This window comes from Nocardia ninae NBRC 108245 (genome assembly GCF_007990755.1).
GTDB lineage: Bacteria > Actinomycetota > Actinomycetes > Mycobacteriales > Mycobacteriaceae > Nocardia > Nocardia ninae.
In genome coordinates, this window is sequence record NZ_BJXA01000009.1 from 1 (window position 1) to 19,147 (window position 19,147).

Below are 19,147 nucleotides of genomic sequence, written 5' to 3' on the forward strand. Positions count from 1 at the left end.
CGCTCCCTCACTCTCCTGCTCCGACATTCTGGCAACAGACGCCGCAGTGTGCTGTGTAACAACCGTGGGCGTCAGCCTGCCATGAAGCCCGGGGGTTGCGGCCCCCGCCTCCACTCTAGTTGGCGGGGGATACTGCCGCCGCCAGTCCACCCTATTGGCGACCAGCGTCAGCACGGTCATTCACTCATAACGTGAGCGTTGCACTATTCGTTTCCGAATCGGGTTTTGCCCTCAGCGAACAACATTGTCCGAATCGGGCGCTCGCCGGGGGTGCTACCCGGTGAACGGCGGGATGAAACCGCACGGCACGTCCTGCGGATGGGCCGGGTCGAGGGCGTTGAGCACGTACGCCGCGGCGCGTGGGCTGCCCGCGATGCCCGCGTGCTCGGAGAAGTCTGCCCCGCAGCCGTCCTGGACCACGATATTCGTCACGTTCGGTCCGGGTACCAGCCCCGACGTGTAGGGCACGACGAGTTCGTCCAGGCGGGTGGCGATATTGGTGTAGGTGACCGCCGGGTGATAGACACCGTCGGCGTTCAGCGCCCGCACGAAGTCCGAACCGGCAAAGACCTGGCGACAGGCCTGGCACAGCGAGCCGACCAGCGCGTCGAAGGCCGGTCCGGCGCCGAGGCGCTGGCTGAAGGCCGCGATCTCGGCGACGCCCGCGACGTTCGAGCCGAGCCACGGCGGCGCGATGGCGACCAGCTTGTCCACCTTCGCCGCGCCGCCGAGCCGTTTGACGAAGTAGTTGCCGATGAAATTGCCCTGCGAGTGACCGACGATGTCGACTTTCCGCGCGCCGGTCGCGGCGAGCACCCGGTCCACGAAGGCGGCGAACTGGGGAGCGCTCTGTTCCATTGGCAACATGCCGCCGATGGCCGAGATGGGCCAGGGCAGGTCGTAGGCACCGTAGGTCATCGCATACACGCAGTAGCCCTGATTGGCCAGCAGCGGTGCATATACACCCCAATTCGTCTGCGCCCCACCGCCGGTGCCGTGCGCGAGCACCACCGGGTTCGGATGCGCGGCGCTGGGCCGGCAGCTCCAGTCGTTGGCGCCGGGCAGCGAGCCGCCCGGCTGCGTCAGTTCGTTCGGGATACCCGCGAAGAAGTTGTAGTCGACCGGATACCGCTCGGCCTGTGCGGGGCTCGCCGCGGCGATCCACAGCGCGGCCAGTACGAACAGGAGCAACGAAAAACCTGGGATACGCCGCACGGGGCCTCCAAATCTGGAACGTGTTCCAGAAAGTTACCGTGCAGCGTGTCCCAGGCGGGGTCTAGTCGCGAAACTGGTTGCGGCCGTTGACCTTTACCCCTACCGGTAGGTCGGGGCACCCGGCTGGCCGGGAAACTGTGCCGACTGGCCCGGGAAGTGACCCTGCGCCAGCTGCTGACCGGAGGCGGGCGCCGCCGCGGCGTTCGCCTTGCCCTGCTGCATACCGGACACGAAAAGCGCACCACAGAGCACCAGGAAGGCCAGCGTGTGCAGCACCGCCCGGACGATGTTCCACCGGACCCAGGTGGCTTCGAAGTCGGCGCGGACCGCCGCCAGGTCAGCGATCTGAGACGGATCACCCGCGGCCATCAGCCGGTCGTTCAACGGCACGTTCAGGCCGGAGGTGACCGCGAACGCAATGATGTTGATAGCCAAGCCGACCCCGATCCAGATCAACGTGGTGCGCTGATCCTTCCCCAAGTGCAGCGCCGCCGCCAGGATGGAGAAGCCGACGGTGCCGAGGAACCCGATCATGAAGACCGGATTGATGATGACCACGTTGATCTTCTGCATCACGTCGATCATCGTGCGGTCGTCGGTCTGGTTCAGCGCAGGCATCACCGAGTTCGCGTAGCCGTAGAAAAGGCCCGCGATCAACCCGGTGGCCAGGATGGCCGCGACCAAGGTGATCAGGCGTGCGGCGGTCATAGTTCCTCCTGTGGACAATCCCGACCGGAGCCCTCATCGCTCCGGTTCGCTGGGTATCAGTCAAGCCGGTATCGACACGGCTCTCCATGGCCGAGACACTCGGCCGCCTAAGCGATCGTCTACCGGAGCGTCACAGGTCCCGGTCGGAGATGAGTCCGCTCTGGATCGCCAGGAAGGCGAGCCGGACCCGCTTCGCGTTCTGCGGCAGGTCCTCGACGCCGAACTTGGCGAACAGCGCGCGCAGGTGCGTCTTGATCGCGTCGACACTGAGGAAAAGTTCCTCGGCTATCTGCTGATTGGAAGCGGGCGTCGCGAAGGCCGCGCCGTTCTTGTACGGACGGCACAGCGCGATCAGCACCGAACGCTGAGTCTCGGTGAGCTGACGGAAGTTGGGCGGCACCGTCCCACTGGAGACACGGGTGATGTCGTCGGCCACCCCGCCGAAATCGTGAAAGGACACCCGCGAGGTGCCGACCCGGATGACGTCGCCTGCCATCAGCCTGCGCCTGCCGACCAGACGGTCGCCGTTGACGAAAGTGCCGTTGCGCGAAAGCCCGTCGTCCACGATGGTCCACTGGGCGCCGAGATATTCGATCGCGGCGTGCAGCCTGGACACCTCGGCGTCCCACGGCAGCGCGAGGTCGGCCTGCGGGGAGCGCCCGATCGTCACCCGCTCCCGCTCGGCGGAGAGCATGAGTTCCTGCTGGCGACCCGTGTCATCTTGGAATCGCAAAAATGATCCGACGAATCCAGTCACTGCGCAGATACCTCGCCTCTCCATACCGTCAGTGACCGTCGCACGTTTCCATGGTGCCGCGTCCCGGAACCACGAGCAAGATCGATCCGCGCGCCACTTCTCCCAGCGTGTCATCGCGCGGCGCGGTTATATCAGCAGCCTATGAGCCACCGGAGAAAGAGAAAACCGCCGCCCCGGCGTCGCACGATTCGCTGGGACGGCGGCTGAAAAATATGAAACTAACCCTTCGCGGCCTTGTTGTACGCATCGGTGATGTCGGCGGAGATACGCCCCCGCGCGGACACCTTGTGTCCATTCCGACGAGCCCACTCGCGAATTGCTGCACTTTGTTCCCGGTCGATCGAGACCCGACTCTTCGGGGCACCCGTCGCGGTCGCAGCGGCCTTGGTCCGGCGGCGGCCACTCACGCGACGCGCGCTCGAAACCCACTCCTCCAGCCCGTCACGCAGCTTCGCGGCATTCGCCGACGACAGGTCGATCTCGTACGAAACACCGTCGATCGCAAACTCGATGGTCTCGTCCGCGATGGACTCACCATCGACATCGTCGATCAGGCTAACGGTGACCTTCTTTGCCATGAGATGAACGTCCTCTCGAAATCGTGCGACCCGCATACTAGGCCGATTACCCGAGGCAAGAATACCTCGAATTCCAAATTTTCCAAGACGAGGCCGAGATTTTGCAATCAGCCGGTCAGCGAGTGACCGGCCGCACAATTGGGAACAGTATTGTTTCCCGGATTCCGAGACCCGTCAACGCCATCAACAGACGATCGATTCCCATACCTGTGCCGGTGGTCGGCGGCATGCCGTGCTCCATCGCGGCAAGGAAGTCCTCGTCCAGCGCCATCGCTTCGTCGTCGCCTTGCGCGGCCAGTCGCGCCTGATCCACGAAGCGCTCGCGCTGGATCACCGGATCGACCAACTCCGAATAGCCAGTAGCCAACTCGAAGCCACGGACATAGAGGTCCCACTTCTCGGTGACCCCGGCCTTGGTGCGATGTTGCCTGGTGAGCGGTGAGGTCTCCACCGGGAAGTCACGCACGAAAGTCGGCGCGTACAGCTTGTCGCCGTACTGGTGTTCCCAGAGTTCCTCGACGAGTTTGCCGTGGCCATAGCCCTTGTCCTCGGGAATTTCCAGACCGACCCGATCGGCGAGCGCACGCAATTCGGCTATCGACGTTTCCGGTGTCACGGACACGCCGAGGGCGTCGGAGAGCGACGGGTACATCTCGACGGTCGCCCACTCGCCACGCAGGTCGTATTCGGTGCCGTCGGCCAGCGTCACCACCTGGGTGCCGAACACCTCCTGGGCCACTTCCTGGACCAATTCCCGGGTCATCCGGGCCGAGTCGTCGTAGGTGCCGTACGCCTCATAGGTTTCCAGCATCGCGAACTCGGGGGAATGCGTGGAGTCCGAACCCTCGTTGCGGAAGTTCCGGTTGATCTCGAAGACCTGCTCCAGCCCGCCGACCACGCAGCGCTTCAGGAACAGCTCGGGCGCGATACGCAGGTAGAGATCGATATCCAGGGCATTGGAATGAGTGACGAACGGCCGGGCCGCCGCGCCGCCGTGCAGCGTCTGCAGCATCGGCGTCTCCACCTCGAGGAAACCACGGCGCTCGAGCGCATTGCGCATCGCACGCACCACCGCGATCCGGGTGCGCGCCATTTCCCTGGCTTCCGGGCGCACGATCAGATCGACATAGCGCTGCCGAACCCGCGACTCCTCGTTCATCTCCTTGTGCGCCACCGGCAGCGGCCGCAGCGACTTGGCCGCCATGAACCAGGAATCGGCCATGACGCTCAATTCTCCGGTCCGCGACGAGATCACCTCGCCGTGCACGAAAACGAAGTCACCGAGGTCGACATCGGCCTTCCAGGCCGCGAGCGCGTCGGCGCCGACACCGTTCAAGCTGATCATCGCCTGCAGCTTGGTGCCGTCACCCTCCTGCAGCGTCGCGAAACACAGCTTGCCGGTATTACGCATGAATATGACGCGACCAGCGACACCCGCCTGCAGCCCGGTCTGGGTGTCCGGGGCAAGATCCGGATATGCGGCGCGAATTTCGGCGAGGGTATGCGTGCGGGGCACGACCACGGGATAGGCGTCGCCGCCGTCCGCGAGCAGCCGCTCCCGCTTCTCCTTGCGAATCCGTATCTGTTCGGGTGCGTCGTCGGCGTCGGACGCCACGGCAGGCCGCGAATCCGATGCGGGATCGCTGGACGAGGGAGTGTTGGTGGTGCTCACATCCAACAACCCTAGCGTGCACCGGAAATCGTTTTGCGGCCCGCCCGGCCTAGCTCACGGAGTAACGAATCGGTCTCGGCGCGAGACCGCTTTGCCCGCCGGATTTGCGCGGACCGTAATCACCCTGAATAGCGAGCATGCATCGATGGGCGCACGAAACCGACTGTGCGACCTGATGATTCGAGATGGAAGCGTTGCCGCCAATTACAGCGAGGCGAGCGCGTCCACCTCGCGCGCGAAGTGCGGCGCCCGGATTCCGATGTGCAGTAGACCCGCCGCCTTCAATGCGTGATAGCCGCCCACCAGATCGGTCGCCCGGTGCAGCCCGAGTTGCTGCAGCGCGGCCGCGGCGAGGCTGGAGGTATAGCCCTCGGAGCAGGCGATGATCCATTCCACATCATGATCGGTGGCCAGCGCCAAACGGGCCGAACTGGTCGGATCGAGCCGCCATTCCAGCACATTCCGCTCGATCACCAGCGCACCCGGCAACGCGCCTTCGCGCACCCGCTGGGCCTGCGGCCGGATGTCCACCAGAATCGCGCCCCTGGCGAGCGCCTTCGGCAATTCGAAGGCATAGATCCGGTTCAGCTGGGCGCGCGCGTTGTCCAGCATCTGGTCGATGGTCAAACGTTCGCTCATTACATATCACCTTCGGGCTGGTCGGTGAGAACAGTTCGGGTGCGCCGCAGGGTGCCGTGGCCGGTGACCTCGTAATAGGACATGGCGGTGAGCGGCGGAGAATAGGCGTGCACGCTGAGCGTGGGTTCGAGCAGTGCGGGATCCAATGGCGCGTCGATGGCGCTGTCGGCCACCGAATGCGCCGGGGCACGCATCACGTCGTGCACCCAGCCGATCGGGAACGACGCTTGATCGCCCGCGCCGAGGACCCGGCGGCGCAGTTCGGTTCCGTTCCAGCGGAATTCGGAAAGAGCGCCGCTGAGTACGGTCAGGGCGCCGAGCGAGCCTGCGTGGTCGTGCAGTTCGGTCGATTTCCCCGGTGTCCAGCTGATCAGCCAGACATCCACTTCGTCGTCGGTGAGCAGGCGGGCCGCCCAGCGTTCATCGGAGGGCCAAATGCCGTCGGCCGGGAGGAGGTGGTCGTAGCGTCCGGCCAGCACGTCCTCGGCGCCTTCATCGGTCAGTCGCAATAAATCGGCGGGACGCAGACGCGTCGGCAATGCGGAGGCCACGGCACGGTCCAGCGGCGGGCTTGCCGAAAAGGCATCCCGGGCTGAGGAAAGGGAGAGAACGGAAGAACGCATGAGCGAATCTCCAGGAGGTTGCGAACGGTCGAGGGCGATAGTCAGCCTCGATCGGTCGAGGCCAGGTCAGCCTCGACAACACTCCTGGGTGCGCACGCGGAAATACACAGCGGTGAGTGTAGCAGCATCTCGCGCAGTACCGGCAAGCACCGTCAGACACCACCCTTGCGGCGCTGGTTTCGCTCGTATACGAGACGCAGGCCGGTGAGAGTCAGATAGGGGTCGTGATCATCGATGGTCTCCGATTCCGGCACGATCAGCGCCGCGCTCGGGCCCGTCGCGACCACCGCGACGTCACTGCCGGCAAACGCCTCGAATTCGTCGCGAATGCGGTCGATCAGCCCGTCCACCATGCCGGCGAAACCGAAAACCGCACCGGACTGCATGGCTTCCATACTGTTCTTACCGAGCACCGAACGCGGCCTTGCCAGCTCGACGCGGCGCAGCGCACTGCGCTCCACCAGGGCTTCGGTCGATATCTCCACACCGGGGGCGATGATGCCGCCGAGGAACTCCCCTTTGGCCGAAACCAGGTCGACACAGATCGCGGTACCGAAATCGATAACGATCGCAGGCGACGAATAGTGCTGATAGGCGGCGAGACAGTTCACGATCCGGTCCGCGCCCACCTCTTTCGGGTTGTCCACCAGCAGCGGAATACCCGTGCGCACGCCCGGCTCCACCAGCACGTGCGGCACATTGCCCCAATACTGGGTCAGCATCGTGCGCAGTTCCCGCAGCACCGGCGGCACCGTGGCCAGCGCGGAAACTCCGATCACCTCGTCGAGTTGTGCGCCGATCAGGCCACGCACCTGCATGGCGAATTCGTCGGCGGTCAGCAGCGGATTGGTGTGGATCCGCCAGTGCCGCACCAGTTTCGAATGCGCGCCGCTGCCCGAGAACAGGCCGAGCACAATACTGGTATTGCGGACGTCGATGGTCAGCAGCATGTCCGGCGCGGCCCGATCAGGCCAGCGACAGGGAGCGCGGCGAAGTCAGCCCGGAGCCTTCGGGAGCGTGCGCCGGATCGGAGCCGAGTTCGATCGGGCGATTGCGCTCGTCCACGAAAACGACCTTCGGGTCGTATTCGGCGATTTCCTGCTCGTTCAGCTGGCCATAGGCGATCAGGATGACCAGATCGCCGGGGTGGACCAAATGGGCGGCGGCGCCGTTGATGCCGATCACGCCGGATCCGCGTTCGCCTGCGATGACATAGGTCTCCAGGCGGGCGCCGTTGTCGATGTCGACGATGCAGACCTGCTCACCTTCGAGCAGATCGGCGGCGTCGAGCAGATCCTGGTCCACCGTCACCGAGCCGACGTAGTGCAGGTCGGCGTGGGTCACCGTGGCACGGTGGATCTTCGACTTCATCATGGTGCGCAGCATTGCGTCGGCCTTTCGTTGGTGAGTCGCCTAGGCAGGCTGGGAGATCCGCTCGGCGGAGACGTTGGGGTGGCCGTCGATCGGCGCGCCGAGGGTGACGGCAACGTTGTCGATCAGCCGGGTCGGGCCGACCCTGGCGGCGACGAGCAGCCGGGCGTTGCCGGTCGCCGGGGCGGGTTCGAGAGTGGTGGAACGCAATTCGAGGTAGTCGACCTCGATGCCTGGCACCGCGTCGAGCACCTGGTGGGCCGCGGCGAGCACCGCGTCCGGGCCGAGGCCGCCCGCATGCCTGCCCGCGGCCAGCGCCGCCGACAGGCCGAGCGCCGATTCCCGCTGTGCCGCATCGAGAAACCGATTGCGCGAGGACAAGGCCAGGCCGTCGTGCTCGCGCACGGTGGCCACCGCCTTGACCTTCACGTCGAAGTTCAGATCACGGACCATCTGCCGGATCAGCGTGAGCTGCTGGTAGTCCTTCTCGCCGAAGTACACCTCGGTCGGCCGCGCGATCTGCAGCAGCTTCGCGACCACGGTCAGCATGCCCGCGAAATGCGTCGGCCTGCTGGCACCTTCGAGCTCGGCGCCGATCGGACCCGGCTGCACGGTGGTGCGCGGACCGTCCGGATACATCTCGGCCACGCTCGGCGCGAACACCAGCCCGACCCCCTCCGCGCGCAGCAATTCGACGTCGGCGTCGAGGGTGCGCGGATATTTGTCGAGGTCCTCGTTCGCGCCGAACTGCAAGGGATTCACGAAGATCGAGACGATGACGACCTGATTGTTCTTCTTGGCCAGCCGCACGATCTCCAGATGGCCCTCGTGCAGTGCACCCATCGTCGGCACCAGTGCGACGGTACGGCCGACGCCGCGCAGTGCGGTGGACACCTGGGTGAGCACGGCGGGATCGTGGTGCACGGTCAACTCGCCGGGCTGATAAGCGCCGCGCAATTTCGGGTCGAACATCAGCGCCCTTTCAACAGTTCGATGACGGCGGGATTGGTGCCCGCCCGTTCGGCGGTCCGCAGCGACAGCGCGCGATAGCCCTCGGCCAGGCGCGAATCGACGGACTCCAGTGCGGACAGGTGGGCGGCGACGGCGTCCGCGTCACCGCGGGCCACCGGGCCGGTCAGCGCCGACTGCCCGCGCCGCAGCGCGTTGTCCAGCGCGGCGGAGGCGAGCGGGGCGAGCAGCCGCTCGGCCAGCCCGTTCGGCTGATCGTCGACGATCTGCTGTCCGAGCAGCCCAGGCCCGTCCAGCGCGACCCGCAGTGCGGCAACGGCATCCACGATCAGCGTGACCAGGTGATTGCTGCCGTGCGCGAGCGCGGCGTGATAGAGCGCGCGGTTGTGCTCCTGCACCCGGACCGGCTCGCCGCCCATCTCGATCACCAGTGCCTGCGCGATGGCATAGCCGATCTCGTCGGCGGCGGTGATGCCGAAACAGGCGTTGCTCAAGCGGGTGATGTCTTCGTCGTGGCCGGTGAAGGTCATCGCCGGATGAATGGCCAACGGCATGGCGCCGATGTCGGCCAGCGGGGCGAGCACGCCGACGCCGTTCGCGCCGGAGGTGTGCGCGACGATCGTGCCCGGCCGGACCACCTTCGCGCCGGCCAGGCCCCGGGCCAAACCGGCCAGCTCGGTATCGGGCACGGCGAGCACCAGCAGTTCGCTGCGCGCGGCCACGTCCTCGACCGGCAGGATCTCCGAGTCGGGCAGGCGGTTGCGCGCGCGCCGCACCGAGGCATCGGAGATCGCGGCGACACCGAACACCACGTGTCCGGCGCGCTCGAGTGCCGCGCCCAGGGCGGAGCCGACGCGTCCCGCCGAGACGATGCCCACCGTCAGGCGGGCGGGCGCGGGGTCGCCGTTCGCCACCGATTGCGGGTCGCTCGACCCGGGAAAGCCCGAAGGCGCGTCGTCAGGATTCACGCTTCTCGAGGTCAACAGTGTCCTCTCGATTTCGTTCCAGTCCCGCCGTGCGGGTACCGGACGTACGTCATCGAGAATATCGGCCCGATGTTTGCCAGTGCCACGGCCCTGGGCAGTGATTTACAAGACACCCGTCAGCGACGGTCGCGGCTCTGCTCCTCCGATTGCAGGTTCGCCATGATCTCGGCGACCGACAACCTGCGCTCGGGCATGTCGGAGTTCGCCTCGGTCTCCGCCCGCCGCCGCCTGCGCGAGCTGGCGGTGCCGACGGTCGGGCCCTCGGTCGTCGGCCAGGCTGACGGGCGGGTCGTCTGATACGACGGGATCGGCTTGGAGGCAGGTTTCGGCGCGGGAGTCGGCTGGATGACCGGCCCCTCGGTGAAGGCATCCGACCATCCGGGCTGGCCGGCATTGTCGGTGCGCTGGTCGGGGCCGTGTGCCTCGGCGCTCTCGGCCTCGGCCTCGGCCTCGGCGTCGTTCGCCGCCGCGTCGTCGACGGAGACCGCGGAGGTCTCGGCGGTGACCGGATCATCGAATGGGCTGGCGAACTGCGGCGGCTCCGGATGATCGGGGACGAAGACCGGGGTGACACTGCTGCGCGGTTGCTGGTTCGCCGGCACGGACCAGGGTCCGGCATTCGCGGAGCTATTGTTCGCCGGGTCGCCGACCGTGCTGGTCAGCTCCTGGATCCGGGTCGCATCGGCCCGCAAGGCGGGGCGATCCATCGGCAGATCGCCGTCGAACAGCCGCTGCAGACTCGTCCGGAGCACAGTGAGTTCGGCGCGCAGCGCGGCCAGCTCGGTGGCGTCGGCGCCGACTTCCTCGCGCACCCTGGCCTCGATGCCGAGCTCGAATTCGCGCCTGGCGGTGACCTCACGCTCGAGCTGCAACTCGTAAACCGTCTGAAGATCGCGAACCTTGGCCTTGTCGATCGTCGCTTCCTTGCGATATCTCGTCGCAGCTAATGCGCCGATGACCGCCGCCCACAGGGCCGCGACAAGACCGATCCGGACGAACTGCAAGCTGTTGCTGAAGACCAGGAAAACGCTGGCAACCAGACCGAGCACAATCAATACGCCGATGAACAATTTTCCCGCGTCGTCCCGCCGTCGACGGGAAGTGCTGGTACGGGAGGGTGAAACCATGCAAGCCAGGGTAGCTTGATCGACTCGTCGCGCCCACAACTCGGTGCGGCAATTCCGAACCAATAATTTGCTAAGTGGTTGCCGGATCGTCGGTTGGGTCGTCGGGAGCCCGGCAGCAATACTCGAGCCACAGGGCCGCAGCAACCAAAGCGACCCCCGCCAGCATCCCGACGATCGCGCCGGGACTGTCCGCCGCGGCCGCACCCGAGGTGCTCCGCTGCGGGTACACCCAGCAGAGGAATCCGAGCCACACCCCCGCGGCGATCGAACCGACTTGCAGCGACGCCTTGGCCAGCGCGACCGCCCGCGCCGCGGTGATCGGATGCAGCTGATGCCTGCCGTTGCCGAGCTGGTTGTCGCTCACCCTGGCCCGGATCACGAACGCCAGCACCGCCTCGATGGCCGCGACCGGATACAGCGACGCGCCCGCGAAGGTCGAGATCGGCGGAAAACTGTCGTAGGCCAGCCGCGTCGCGACCCACGCGACGAGAGCGGCGATGATCACGTTCGCCGCCAAGTCCAGAATTCGGGTGGGTTTCAACTGCACGAGGCCGATCCTCCGGCGCCGGGCAACAGGGAAAGCTCGGTGCGCCGCACGCCGGTGCGCTCGTCGACCGGCAGCTCATCGAGCAGATCGGTGATCGCCTGAGCTCGGCCGTCGACCTCGAGCACCGCGTCCGGCGCCACGTCCAGCCACGGGACCAGGACGAACGCGCGACGATGTGCCTGCGGATGCGGCAACGTCAGCTCCGGGTCGGTGCTGCGGACCGCGACGAACTCGTCGCCCACCCGCTCCGCGCACCAGATCACGTCGACGTCGAGTGTCCGTGCGCCCCAGCGCACTTCGCGGACCCGATCGGCAGCTTGCTCGAGCCGCTGGCCGCGGCGCAGCCACTCGGTGCAGTCGAGCTCCGGATCGTCCACCACGACAATGGCATTGAGGTAGTCGTCCTGTTCGACGCCGCCCCACGGCGGAGTCGAGTACACCGGCGACACCGCGACGACCCGCTCGCCGAAACCCTCGACCACACTGCGCAGATGGGCGAGCCGGTCCCCCATGTTGGAACCGATGGAGAGGACAGCCCTGGTCACGCAATCTCCCCACGATGCCGCGAGGCGACCACGCGGACATCGGCGAAGGTGTGCGGGATCGGGGCGGACGGCTTGTGCACGACCACCTCGACCGAGCTGATGCGCGGGTCGGTCATCACGTCGTCGGCGATCTCGGAGACCACGGTCTCGATCAGATTGCGCGGCGGGCCCTCGATGATCCGCACCGCGTTCCCGGCGAGCAGGCCGTAATCCACGGTGGCGACCAGGTCGTCGGAGGCGGCGGCGACCGAAAAGTCCACCCAGACGGTCAGATCGACGATGAACTCCTGGCCGTCGCGGCGTTCGTGATCGAACACGCCGTGGTGGCCGAACGCCCGCAGACCACGCAACTCGATGCGGTCGGCGCCGCGCCGGATCTCCTGCGCCGCATCGGGCGCGACGTCGGCGGGAGTCGGATTCATCGGTGTGCTCCTTGCGAGCTGTGGTGGGTGGTGGCGGTGCGGGCGGCGGCCTGCCAGGCGTCGGTGACGGCGATGGCATCCAGCGAGGCGCGCACGTCGTGCACGCGCACACCCCAGGCACCGTGCAAGGCGGCCAGCGCCGAGACGGTCGCGGTGGCGGTCTCCCGGCCGTCGGGCGGGCGCGGGCCCGCGTCGTCGGCGAGCAGCGCGCCGAGGAAACGTTTACGGGAGGCGCCGATGAGGATCGGCAGGCCGTTGCCGACCAGCTCGGGCAGCGCGCCGAGCAACGCCCAGTTGTGCTCGGCGTTCTTGGCGAAGCCGAGACCGGGGTCGAGAATCAGTCGCGCCGGGTCGACGCCCGCGGCGACGGCCAGGTCCACCTGGGCGGTCAGCTCGGCGAGCACCTCGGCGACCACGTCGTCGTAGTGGTCGGCCGGGCCGGTGTGGCGGTAGTCGGCGCCCGCGCGCCAGTGCATCAGGATCCACGGGACCCCGGCGGCGGCAACGACTTTCACCATGTCGGGATCGGCGCGCCCGCCGGAGACGTCGTTCACCACCGAGACGCCCGCCGCGAGCGCGGCCTCGGCGACGGTGGCCCGCATGGTGTCGACGCTGGTCGGCACGCCTGCCGCGACCAAGCCGCGGATCACCGGAACGACTCTGGCCGCTTCGGTGTCGGAGTCGATCCGCACCGCGCCCGGCCTGGTCGATTCGCCGCCGACGTCGATGATGTCGGCGCCGGTGGCGTACAACTCGATGCCGTGCGCGACGGCGACCTCGGGATCGAGGTAGCGACCGCCGTCGGAGAACGAATCACTGGTGACGTTGACGACGCCCATCACCACACAGGAGCGACCGCCGCGCGCGAAGCTGCTCCCACCTGCGGTCATCGGATCCTCGTTCACTTCCGCAGAATGAGATCGAGGGCCTCGGAGCGCGAGGACGGGCTGGACTGGAGCAGGCCGCGCACGGCCGAGGTGGTGGTGCTCGCGCCCGGCTTGCGGATGCCGCGCATTGCCATGCACAGGTGCTCGGCCTCGATCACCACGATGGCGCCGCGCGGGTCCAGCTTGCGCATCACCGCGTCGGCGACCTGGCTGGTCAGTCGTTCCTGCACCTGGGGGCGCTTGGCGTACAGGTCGACCAGGCGGGCCAGCTTGGACAGCCCGGTGACCCGGCCGTGCTTGCCGGGGATGTAGCCGACGTGCGCGACCCCGTGGAACGACACCAGGTGATGTTCGCAGGTGGAGTACATAGGGATGTCGCGGACCAGCACCAGTTCCTGGTGGCCCTCGTCGAACGTGGTGTTCAGCACCGCGTCCGGTTCGACGTAGAGCCCGGCGAACATTTCGCGGTAGGCACGGGCGACGCGCGCGGGGGTGTCGATCAAACCGGGGCGGTCGGGATTCTCACCGACAGCGAGCAGCAATTCCCGGATCGCGGCTTCGGCTCTGTCCTGGTCGAACGGCCGACCGGTTTCCAGAGCGATGAGCTCCGGCCTGGTCACGCCGTTGCCGGAACCGTCTTCGTCAAAACCGTCCGAATCGGCGAGCACGTGGCCGCCGAGGTGATTGTTGGCCGACAATCGAGGACACCTCCAAAATCTCGGGTCCCGGCAATTACTCGGCACCCCGATGGTCGAGCCTAATCGTCACTGCGCACGGCGCGAGCAATAGGCCCGGAGGCGGCGGCTCGCGCGACCACTGAGGTCACGCGAGCGCCGCCCTACTTCAGTGCCGGCCGTTGTTGGGTCCATCCCATTCGTTCTTCTCACCCTCGCCGTTCGGGTTCGGGTGCCCCGGCTCTTCGTAACCGGGGTGCTCGCCGTAGTTGCCACGGTCGTAGCCGCCGTCCGGAGTGCCACCCTGCGGCCCCCAGGCCGGCTGGTAACCCTGGCGCTGCTGCGGCTCGGTCCAGCCGGTGGGCTGGCCGGGCTGCTGCTCGTCCCGCGGCGGCCAGCCGGGGGCCGACCAACCGGCGGGAGCGCCGTAGTCCGGGCGCGAACCGTGCGTGCCGCCGCGCTGCGGGTAGCCGCCCTGCGCGGGGTCGTGCGGTGCCGGGTAGCCGGTCGCGGGCGGTGCGGGGTAGCCGTACTGCGGCTGCGGGTGGTAGCCGCTGTCTCCCGGATAGCCGTTGGCGGGCTGGTTCTCCCTGGCCGCGCCTGCGGGCAACGGTGCGGGGATCTGCTCCGGCGGCGGCCACGGCTCGCCGCGCTCCAGCGCCAGCTCGCCCGGCGTCTTCACCGGCGGCTTGGTCGACGGAACGCGGTCACCGAAGTCGTTGAACGCGGTGATCCTCGGCCGCTTCTCCACCGAGGCAAGCAGACCTTCGAGTTCCTTGCGGTGCAACGTCTCCCGCTCGAGCAGCGCCGTCGCCAGCACGTCGAGCACGTCGCGGTACTCGTTGAGAATGGCCCACGCCTCGGTGTGCGCGGCCTCGATGAGGTTGCGCACCTCCTCGTCGATGGCGCCGGCGACCTCGTGCGAGTAGTCCGAAGCCTGGCCCATCGAGCGGCCGAGGAACGGGTCGCCCGCCTCCTGGCCGTAGCGCACCGCGCCGAGGCGCGAGCTCATGCCGTACTCGGTCACCATCGCGCGAGCGATCTTGGTGGCCTGGTCGATATCCGAGGACGCGCCGGTGGTCGGCTCGTGGAACACCAGTTCCTCGGCCGCGCGGCCGCCCATCGCCATCACCAGGCGGGCGATCATCTCCGAGCGGGTCATCAGACCCTTGTCGTCCTCGGGCACCGTCATGGCGTGACCGCCGGTGCGGCCGCGGGCCAGGATGGTCACCTTGTAGATCGGCTCGATGTCCGGCATCGCCCAGGCGGCCAGGGTGTGGCCGCCCTCGTGGTAGGCGGTGATCTTCTTCTCGTGCTCGCTGATGATGCGGCTCTTGCGGCGCGGTCCACCGACCACCCGGTCCACCGACTCCTCGAGCGCGTCGCCGGTGATGACGGCGCCGTTCTCTCGCGCGGTGAGCAGGGCGGCCTCGTTGATCACGTTGGCCAGGTCGGCGCCGGACATGCCGACGGTGCGCTTGGCCAGGCCATCGAGGTCGGCCTCGGGCGAGATCGGCTTGCCCTGCGAGTGCACCCGCAGGATGGCGCGGCGGCCGGCCAGGTCGGGGTTGCCGACCGGGATCTGCCGGTCGAACCGGCCGGGGCGCAGCAGCGCGGGGTCCAGGATGTCGGGGCGGTTGGTGGCCGCGATCAGGATGACGCCGGTGCGGTCACCGAAGCCGTCCATCTCGACCAGCAGCTGGTTCAGCGTCTGCTCACGCTCGTCGTGGCCACCGCCGAGGCCCGCGCCGCGCTGGCGGCCGACCGCGTCGATCTCGTCCACGAAGATGATGCACGGACTGTTCTGCTTGGCCTGTTCGAACAGGTCGCGCACGCGCGACGCGCCGACACCGACGAACATTTCGACGAAGTCCGAGCCGGAGATGGTGAAGAACGGCACGCCGGCCTCGCCTGCCACGGCACGCGCGAGCAGCGTCTTACCGGTGCCGGGGGGGCCGTACAACAGCACGCCCTTCGGGATCTTGGCGCCGAGAGCCTGGTAGCGGACCGGGTTCTGCAGGAAGTCCTTGATCTCGTAGAGCTCTTCGACGGCCTCGTCGGCGCCGGCCACATCGGAGAAGGTGGTCTTGGGCATGTCCTTGGACAGCTGCTTGGCCTTGGACTTGCCGAAGCCCATCATGCCGCCGCGACCACCGCCCTGCATGCGGGCCATGACGAAGACGAACAAGCCGAGCAGGATGATCATCGGCAACACGAACAGCAGGATCTGGGTGAGCCAGCTCTCCTGCTTGACCACGGTGTTGTACTTGGCGCCGGAATTCTTCACGGCGTCGAAGACCTGCCCGGCGCTCGCGCTGCCGCCGGGGTATTTGGCGATGATCTTCTTCTGGCCACTGGTCGCGTCGTTGCCGTTCTTCAGCTCGATGCGCAGTTGCTGTTCACGATCGTCGATCTGAACGTTCTCGACGTTGCTCTTGTCGTTCAGCTGGCTCAATGCGACAGACGTATCGACGCTCTTCCAGCCGCGCGTGTCATCTCCGAAGTAGCTGAACGCATAGATCACGAGCAAGATGCCCGAGACTATGGCCAGGGTGCGAAACACAGTCTTGCGGTTCATAGAGCGTCGGCCGGTCCGGCCAGTCCTTTCCGGTGTCTCCGGTTCGTGCTAGCAATGCATCGGGCGCGTCCGGCTCCGGGAGGGTTCGGATGCGGACATGCCACGTTACCGCGTACGGTCTAGTCGATACATCGCGCAGTTCGGCTGCTGGTGCAGTTAAAGAGATAAACGGTGGAGGGACCTCGGTGGTTCCCGAAGACCCCGGTCCGGGTTACTCCAACTGGTCACAATCATGGCATGTTCGGCCTATCGTGAGCGACGACACAACACCGCAGGGCGAGTAACAGGCACGAAGGCGGTCGCTAGCCTAACCACCGGAGTGCCCCGCGAGCACTGCGAATCCGAAAGCGCGGGGCGAGCGACCGGCCCGGAGGAGGCAGCGAAGCGTCACCCCGCACAGCACGGCGAGGACCCGCGAACGCAACCCCCGCGGAGTGCCCGACGAGCTGGAGGAGGCAGCAAGCGTAACCACGGAAGGCACCGTGAATACCGCAAATCCAACAGAGCGGTGCGAGCGTCAGGCCCGGAGGAGGCAGCGCAGCGTAACCACGCAGGGCACCGCGAACACCGCAAATCCAACAGAGCGCAGGGGGTATGGACATAGTTGAGCTACGGACACCCACAGCGATAGTGCGTCACGGGCGCGGGCGATTGATCGTCCTGCGGCCTGGCTCCGATGGCGAGCGGGTGCTCGACGTACCGGTCACCGACCTGTTGAAGGTCCGGTTGAATCGACGCGCCGACGACGCCGTTGTCATCGAGATCTACCTGCGATACCCCACACCCGTGCTGACTGGCGTGCCCGCCGACCGCACCCCACTGCCCGTGTTGATCGCCGAGCACGACGTGCCCGCGGCGACCGAGATCGTGGACCGGATCAACGGTCAGATCCTGGCGACCCAGCGCATCGACGTGGCCGCCCCCGACCTGAATCCGCCCGCCCCCACCTGGGGCAAATCCGGCCCGACCCGGGCCGATGTGGACCGGGCCGTGCGCAGAATGGCCCCGCACCGCGAGGCGAAACCCGCCATCGCCGCGCTGCACCGCTACGTCACGCCCGACGAGTACGTGCTGGAGACCGCGATCGCGACCGCACGTCCGCCAGCGGGCACCGGCCCCGGCCTGCTCGCCGCGACGACCGGGCGGCTGCTGTTCATCTCCATCGGCACCGGGGAGCGCTACGCGCACGAGTTACCCATTCCCGCCGTGCTGTGGGCCCGCAATACCGACGGCACGCCCGCGATCGCGGGCGAGATCGGTGCGGCGCGCAGTGAGACGGGGATGGATGTCCACGACGGCAACATCACCCTGCATTTCACCGGTACCGATCGAGCCGACACCGAACGCGTCACCCTCGCGGTGAACTTCGCCGTCCGGCGCGACTCCGCCGACGGTGGCGCGGGTCCCGCCGATCCCGGTGTGGCCCAGCTGTACTCGGAGTGGGAGCTGCTCGTCGAGCGGCACTCGCTCGGCATGGTCGACGACGCGCAGTTCCAACGCTACGGCCGCGGCATTCTCCGTTCCCTGCCCGACGGGCTCTGACCGCTCAGGCTTGCACTACCGGCGGCACGGTCAGACTGATCCGCCGCCACGGGCTGGTCGGACGGATCCACAGGCGCAGCAGCTCCATCCGGCGGTCTACCCCGCCGTTCTTCAGTTCGGCGAGGTCTTCGCACGCCTGCCAGTAGGTCCAGCCGGTCAGGTAGGCGTCGCCGAACTGGCGCCAGTTGCGGTACTTGGCCTGCGCGATGGGCAGCGCGCGGGCCAGGTAGTCCCAGGCCAGGTCGGCGTCGAGGTAGCCGGCGGTGAAGGCCATCCTTGCCACCGCCACCACGCGGGCCAGGTCCCACGCGTGGATGTCGCTGGGCAACGGGCGGGCCAGGTGATCGGTGAAGCCGATCTTGATGGCCTGAGACCAGATGTCGTAGTCGCGGACCAGCGCCTCGGGATTGTCCATGCCGCGGAACGAGCCGACCTGGCGCAGGAACGCCCGGTGCCGATCGGCGCGCTCGCCGAACCGATCCCGCTCGCTGGCGTTGATCGAGGCCATCACCAGCGGATGAACCAGCGCGTACAGCGGCGCGTGCATGCCGTCCAGCAACTGCTCCATCGAGGCCTGGGCCTCGGTGGCGTCGGTGATGCCCCAGGCGCCGGTGAGCGTGTCGATGGCGAGCTCGCGGCGGTCGCCGAGCGGATGCTCGCGCTCGGGGCCGAGCAGCAGCGCGTCGTGGAAGGCGTCCCAGCGCGCGGAGTAGAACGCGCCGAGCGCCAGCGCGCGCAATTCGTCATCGGCTACGGCGGCGCCGGACCAGTGGTCCTCTTCGCGCTGATCCAGCTCCTCGTACGGGAAGGTCGTCAACGTGGGTACACCGCGGGCAGGCATGATCCCGATTGTTCCCCATAGATCTTGGAAGAGCCTGTGTAATGGGACGAATTCTGCGTGTCTGTGCTGGCGCGCCGTAGTTTGCCCGTCCACGCCCGAGCGCCGGAGGCGGTACCGCGCACCTGGCGGGCCGCGCGAATTTCGGTCCGGGTGTTTTCTTGCTCTGCCGCACAGCGTGTGCGAGAGCTACTGTGCTCGCATGAGTAGTAACATCACCCTCCTTCGCGGCCTGGAACCTGCCCCGACCGAGCAGGAAATCTATGCTGCCGCACTGCAGTACGTGCGCACGGTCGGTGGTGTGTCCGGCCTGAGCTCGACCACCAAGGCGGCTGTCGACAAGGCCGTCACGGCCATCGCCGCGGCCACCACCCAACTGCTTGCCGACCTACCCGATCGCCCGGCCGTAGCGCCGGCCGATCCGCCGCTGCGCCGGGTGGCTGCGGGCGAGACGACGGCCGACTGATCG

The 19,147-nt window shown here is 67.3% G+C and carries 21 protein-coding genes; 2 read left to right on the plus strand and 19 right to left on the minus strand.

Annotation, left to right across the window (positions count from 1 at the left end; translation table 11 throughout):
* Positions 1-273: 273 nt before the first annotated feature.
* The 18 genes from NN4_RS08965 to ftsH all read right to left on the minus strand — a co-directional run bounded on the left by NN4_RS08965 (position 274) and on the right by ftsH (position 16,298).
* On the minus strand, positions 274-1,215 hold the full coding sequence (locus NN4_RS08965; protein ID WP_147129476.1) for an esterase/lipase family protein: 942 nt from the start codon (positions 1,213-1,215) through the stop codon (positions 274-276).
* Between the two features lie 99 nt (positions 1,216-1,314).
* Positions 1,315-1,923 (minus strand): anthrone oxygenase family protein, encoded by a 609-nt coding sequence (locus tag NN4_RS08970; protein WP_147129477.1) that lies wholly within the window; start codon positions 1,921-1,923, stop codon positions 1,315-1,317.
* 130 nt (positions 1,924-2,053) lie between these two features.
* Positions 2,054-2,617, minus strand: coding sequence for an FHA domain-containing protein (locus tag NN4_RS08975; RefSeq protein WP_228542497.1), 564 nt, complete (start codon positions 2,615-2,617; stop codon positions 2,054-2,056).
* Between the two features lie 281 nt (positions 2,618-2,898).
* Complete coding sequence (locus tag NN4_RS08980) at positions 2,899-3,258, minus strand: histone-like nucleoid-structuring protein Lsr2 (protein WP_107653839.1); 360 nt, start codon at positions 3,256-3,258, stop codon at positions 2,899-2,901.
* Between the two features lie 115 nt (positions 3,259-3,373).
* On the minus strand, positions 3,374-4,873 hold the full coding sequence (lysS, locus tag NN4_RS08985) for a lysine--tRNA ligase (protein ID WP_107653838.1): 1,500 nt from the start codon (positions 4,871-4,873) through the stop codon (positions 3,374-3,376).
* Positions 4,874-5,134: 261 nt separating this feature from the next.
* Positions 5,135-5,557, minus strand: a complete 423-nt coding sequence (locus NN4_RS08990; RefSeq protein WP_107659964.1) for a rhodanese-like domain-containing protein — start codon at positions 5,555-5,557, stop codon at positions 5,135-5,137.
* A gap of 11 nt (positions 5,558-5,568) precedes the next feature.
* A complete protein-coding gene (locus tag NN4_RS08995) occupies positions 5,569-6,192 on the minus strand; it encodes a cysteine dioxygenase (protein WP_147129479.1) in 624 nt (207 codons plus the stop codon).
* 152 nt (positions 6,193-6,344) lie between these two features.
* On the minus strand, positions 6,345-7,142 hold the full coding sequence (locus tag NN4_RS09000; protein WP_107653836.1) for a type III pantothenate kinase: 798 nt from the start codon (positions 7,140-7,142) through the stop codon (positions 6,345-6,347).
* A gap of 16 nt (positions 7,143-7,158) precedes the next feature.
* Positions 7,159-7,578: an aspartate 1-decarboxylase gene (panD, locus tag NN4_RS09005; RefSeq protein ID WP_135234490.1), complete on the minus strand. Its 420-nt coding sequence runs from the start codon at positions 7,576-7,578 to the stop codon at positions 7,159-7,161.
* Between the two features lie 27 nt (positions 7,579-7,605).
* Positions 7,606-8,535, minus strand: coding sequence for a pantoate--beta-alanine ligase (gene panC, locus NN4_RS09010; protein ID WP_147129480.1), 930 nt, complete (start codon positions 8,533-8,535; stop codon positions 7,606-7,608).
* Positions 8,535-9,446: a Rossmann-like and DUF2520 domain-containing protein gene (locus tag NN4_RS09015; RefSeq protein WP_147129645.1), complete on the minus strand. Its 912-nt coding sequence runs from the start codon at positions 9,444-9,446 to the stop codon at positions 8,535-8,537. Before NN4_RS09015 ends, panC begins: the two co-directional genes overlap by 1 nt.
* Before the next feature lie 188 nt (positions 9,447-9,634).
* Complete coding sequence (locus NN4_RS09020; RefSeq protein WP_147129481.1) at positions 9,635-10,645, minus strand: DUF6779 domain-containing protein; 1,011 nt, start codon at positions 10,643-10,645, stop codon at positions 9,635-9,637.
* Positions 10,646-10,715: 70 nt separating this feature from the next.
* Positions 10,716-11,186, minus strand: a complete 471-nt coding sequence (locus NN4_RS09025; RefSeq protein ID WP_147129646.1) for a DUF3180 domain-containing protein — start codon at positions 11,184-11,186, stop codon at positions 10,716-10,718.
* A complete protein-coding gene (gene folK, locus NN4_RS09030) occupies positions 11,183-11,737 on the minus strand; it encodes a 2-amino-4-hydroxy-6-hydroxymethyldihydropteridine diphosphokinase (RefSeq protein ID WP_147129482.1) in 555 nt (184 codons plus the stop codon). The genes NN4_RS09025 and folK overlap by 4 nt, the downstream gene beginning before the upstream one ends.
* Positions 11,734-12,159 (minus strand): dihydroneopterin aldolase, encoded by a 426-nt coding sequence (folB, locus tag NN4_RS09035; protein ID WP_135234486.1) that lies wholly within the window; start codon positions 12,157-12,159, stop codon positions 11,734-11,736. The genes folK and folB overlap by 4 nt, the downstream gene beginning before the upstream one ends.
* Entirely contained in the window at positions 12,156-13,049 is an 894-nt protein-coding gene (gene folP, locus NN4_RS09040) for a dihydropteroate synthase (RefSeq protein WP_186818343.1), read from the minus strand. Before folP ends, folB begins: the two co-directional genes overlap by 4 nt.
* Before the next feature lie 11 nt (positions 13,050-13,060).
* A complete protein-coding gene (gene folE, locus NN4_RS09045) occupies positions 13,061-13,666 on the minus strand; it encodes a GTP cyclohydrolase I FolE (RefSeq protein ID WP_186818344.1) in 606 nt (201 codons plus the stop codon).
* 223 nt (positions 13,667-13,889) lie between these two features.
* The gene (gene ftsH, locus NN4_RS09050; RefSeq protein WP_147129484.1) at positions 13,890-16,298 is read right to left on the minus strand and encodes an ATP-dependent zinc metalloprotease FtsH; all 2,409 of its coding nucleotides are present in this window, start codon (positions 16,296-16,298) and stop codon (positions 13,890-13,892) included.
* A gap of 687 nt (positions 16,299-16,985) precedes the next feature.
* On the opposite strand from ftsH, the gene NN4_RS09055 reads away from it, so the two are divergent.
* On the plus strand, positions 16,986-17,840 hold the full coding sequence (locus NN4_RS09055; protein ID WP_246180787.1) for a hypothetical protein: 855 nt from the start codon (positions 16,986-16,988) through the stop codon (positions 17,838-17,840).
* A gap of 4 nt (positions 17,841-17,844) precedes the next feature.
* Here NN4_RS09055 and NN4_RS09060 read toward each other — a convergent pair whose 3' ends face one another.
* Positions 17,845-18,681 carry a DUF1266 domain-containing protein gene (locus tag NN4_RS09060; protein ID WP_147129486.1) on the minus strand — a complete coding sequence of 279 codons (837 nt, stop codon included), beginning with the start codon at positions 18,679-18,681 and terminating at the stop codon, positions 17,845-17,847.
* Between the two features lie 199 nt (positions 18,682-18,880).
* Between NN4_RS09060 and NN4_RS09065 the strand changes: the two genes are divergently transcribed.
* Positions 18,881-19,144: a DUF2277 domain-containing protein gene (locus NN4_RS09065; protein ID WP_147129487.1), complete on the plus strand. Its 264-nt coding sequence runs from the start codon at positions 18,881-18,883 to the stop codon at positions 19,142-19,144.
* Positions 19,145-19,147 lie beyond the last annotated feature (3 nt).

Coding starts and splice junctions, on each gene's coding strand:
- panC (WP_147129480.1), bottom strand. CDS start 8,535: ATGTTCGACCCGAAATTGCGCGGCGCTTATCAGCCCGGCGAGTTGACC.
- folB (WP_135234486.1), bottom strand. CDS start 12,159: ATGAATCCGACTCCCGCCGACGTCGCGCCCGATGCGGCGCAGGAGATC.
- NN4_RS09065 (WP_147129487.1), top strand. CDS start 18,881: ATGAGTAGTAACATCACCCTCCTTCGCGGCCTGGAACCTGCCCCGACC.
- panD (WP_135234490.1), bottom strand. CDS start 7,578: ATGCTGCGCACCATGATGAAGTCGAAGATCCACCGTGCCACGGTGACC.
- NN4_RS09060 (WP_147129486.1), bottom strand. CDS start 18,681: ATGCCTGCCCGCGGTGTACCCACGTTGACGACCTTCCCGTACGAGGAG.
- NN4_RS08975 (WP_228542497.1), bottom strand. CDS start 2,617: ATGCTCTCCGCCGAGCGGGAGCGGGTGACGATCGGGCGCTCCCCGCAG.
- NN4_RS08980 (WP_107653839.1), bottom strand. CDS start 3,258: ATGGCAAAGAAGGTCACCGTTAGCCTGATCGACGATGTCGATGGTGAG.
- NN4_RS09000 (WP_107653836.1), bottom strand. CDS start 7,142: ATGCTGCTGACCATCGACGTCCGCAATACCAGTATTGTGCTCGGCCTG.
- folP (WP_186818343.1), bottom strand. CDS start 13,049: ATGACCGCAGGTGGGAGCAGCTTCGCGCGCGGCGGTCGCTCCTGTGTG.
- NN4_RS08970 (WP_147129477.1), bottom strand. CDS start 1,923: ATGACCGCCGCACGCCTGATCACCTTGGTCGCGGCCATCCTGGCCACC.
- NN4_RS08995 (WP_147129479.1), bottom strand. CDS start 6,192: ATGCGTTCTTCCGTTCTCTCCCTTTCCTCAGCCCGGGATGCCTTTTCG.
- NN4_RS09020 (WP_147129481.1), bottom strand. CDS start 10,645: ATGGTTTCACCCTCCCGTACCAGCACTTCCCGTCGACGGCGGGACGAC.
- ftsH (WP_147129484.1), bottom strand. CDS start 16,298: ATGAACCGCAAGACTGTGTTTCGCACCCTGGCCATAGTCTCGGGCATC.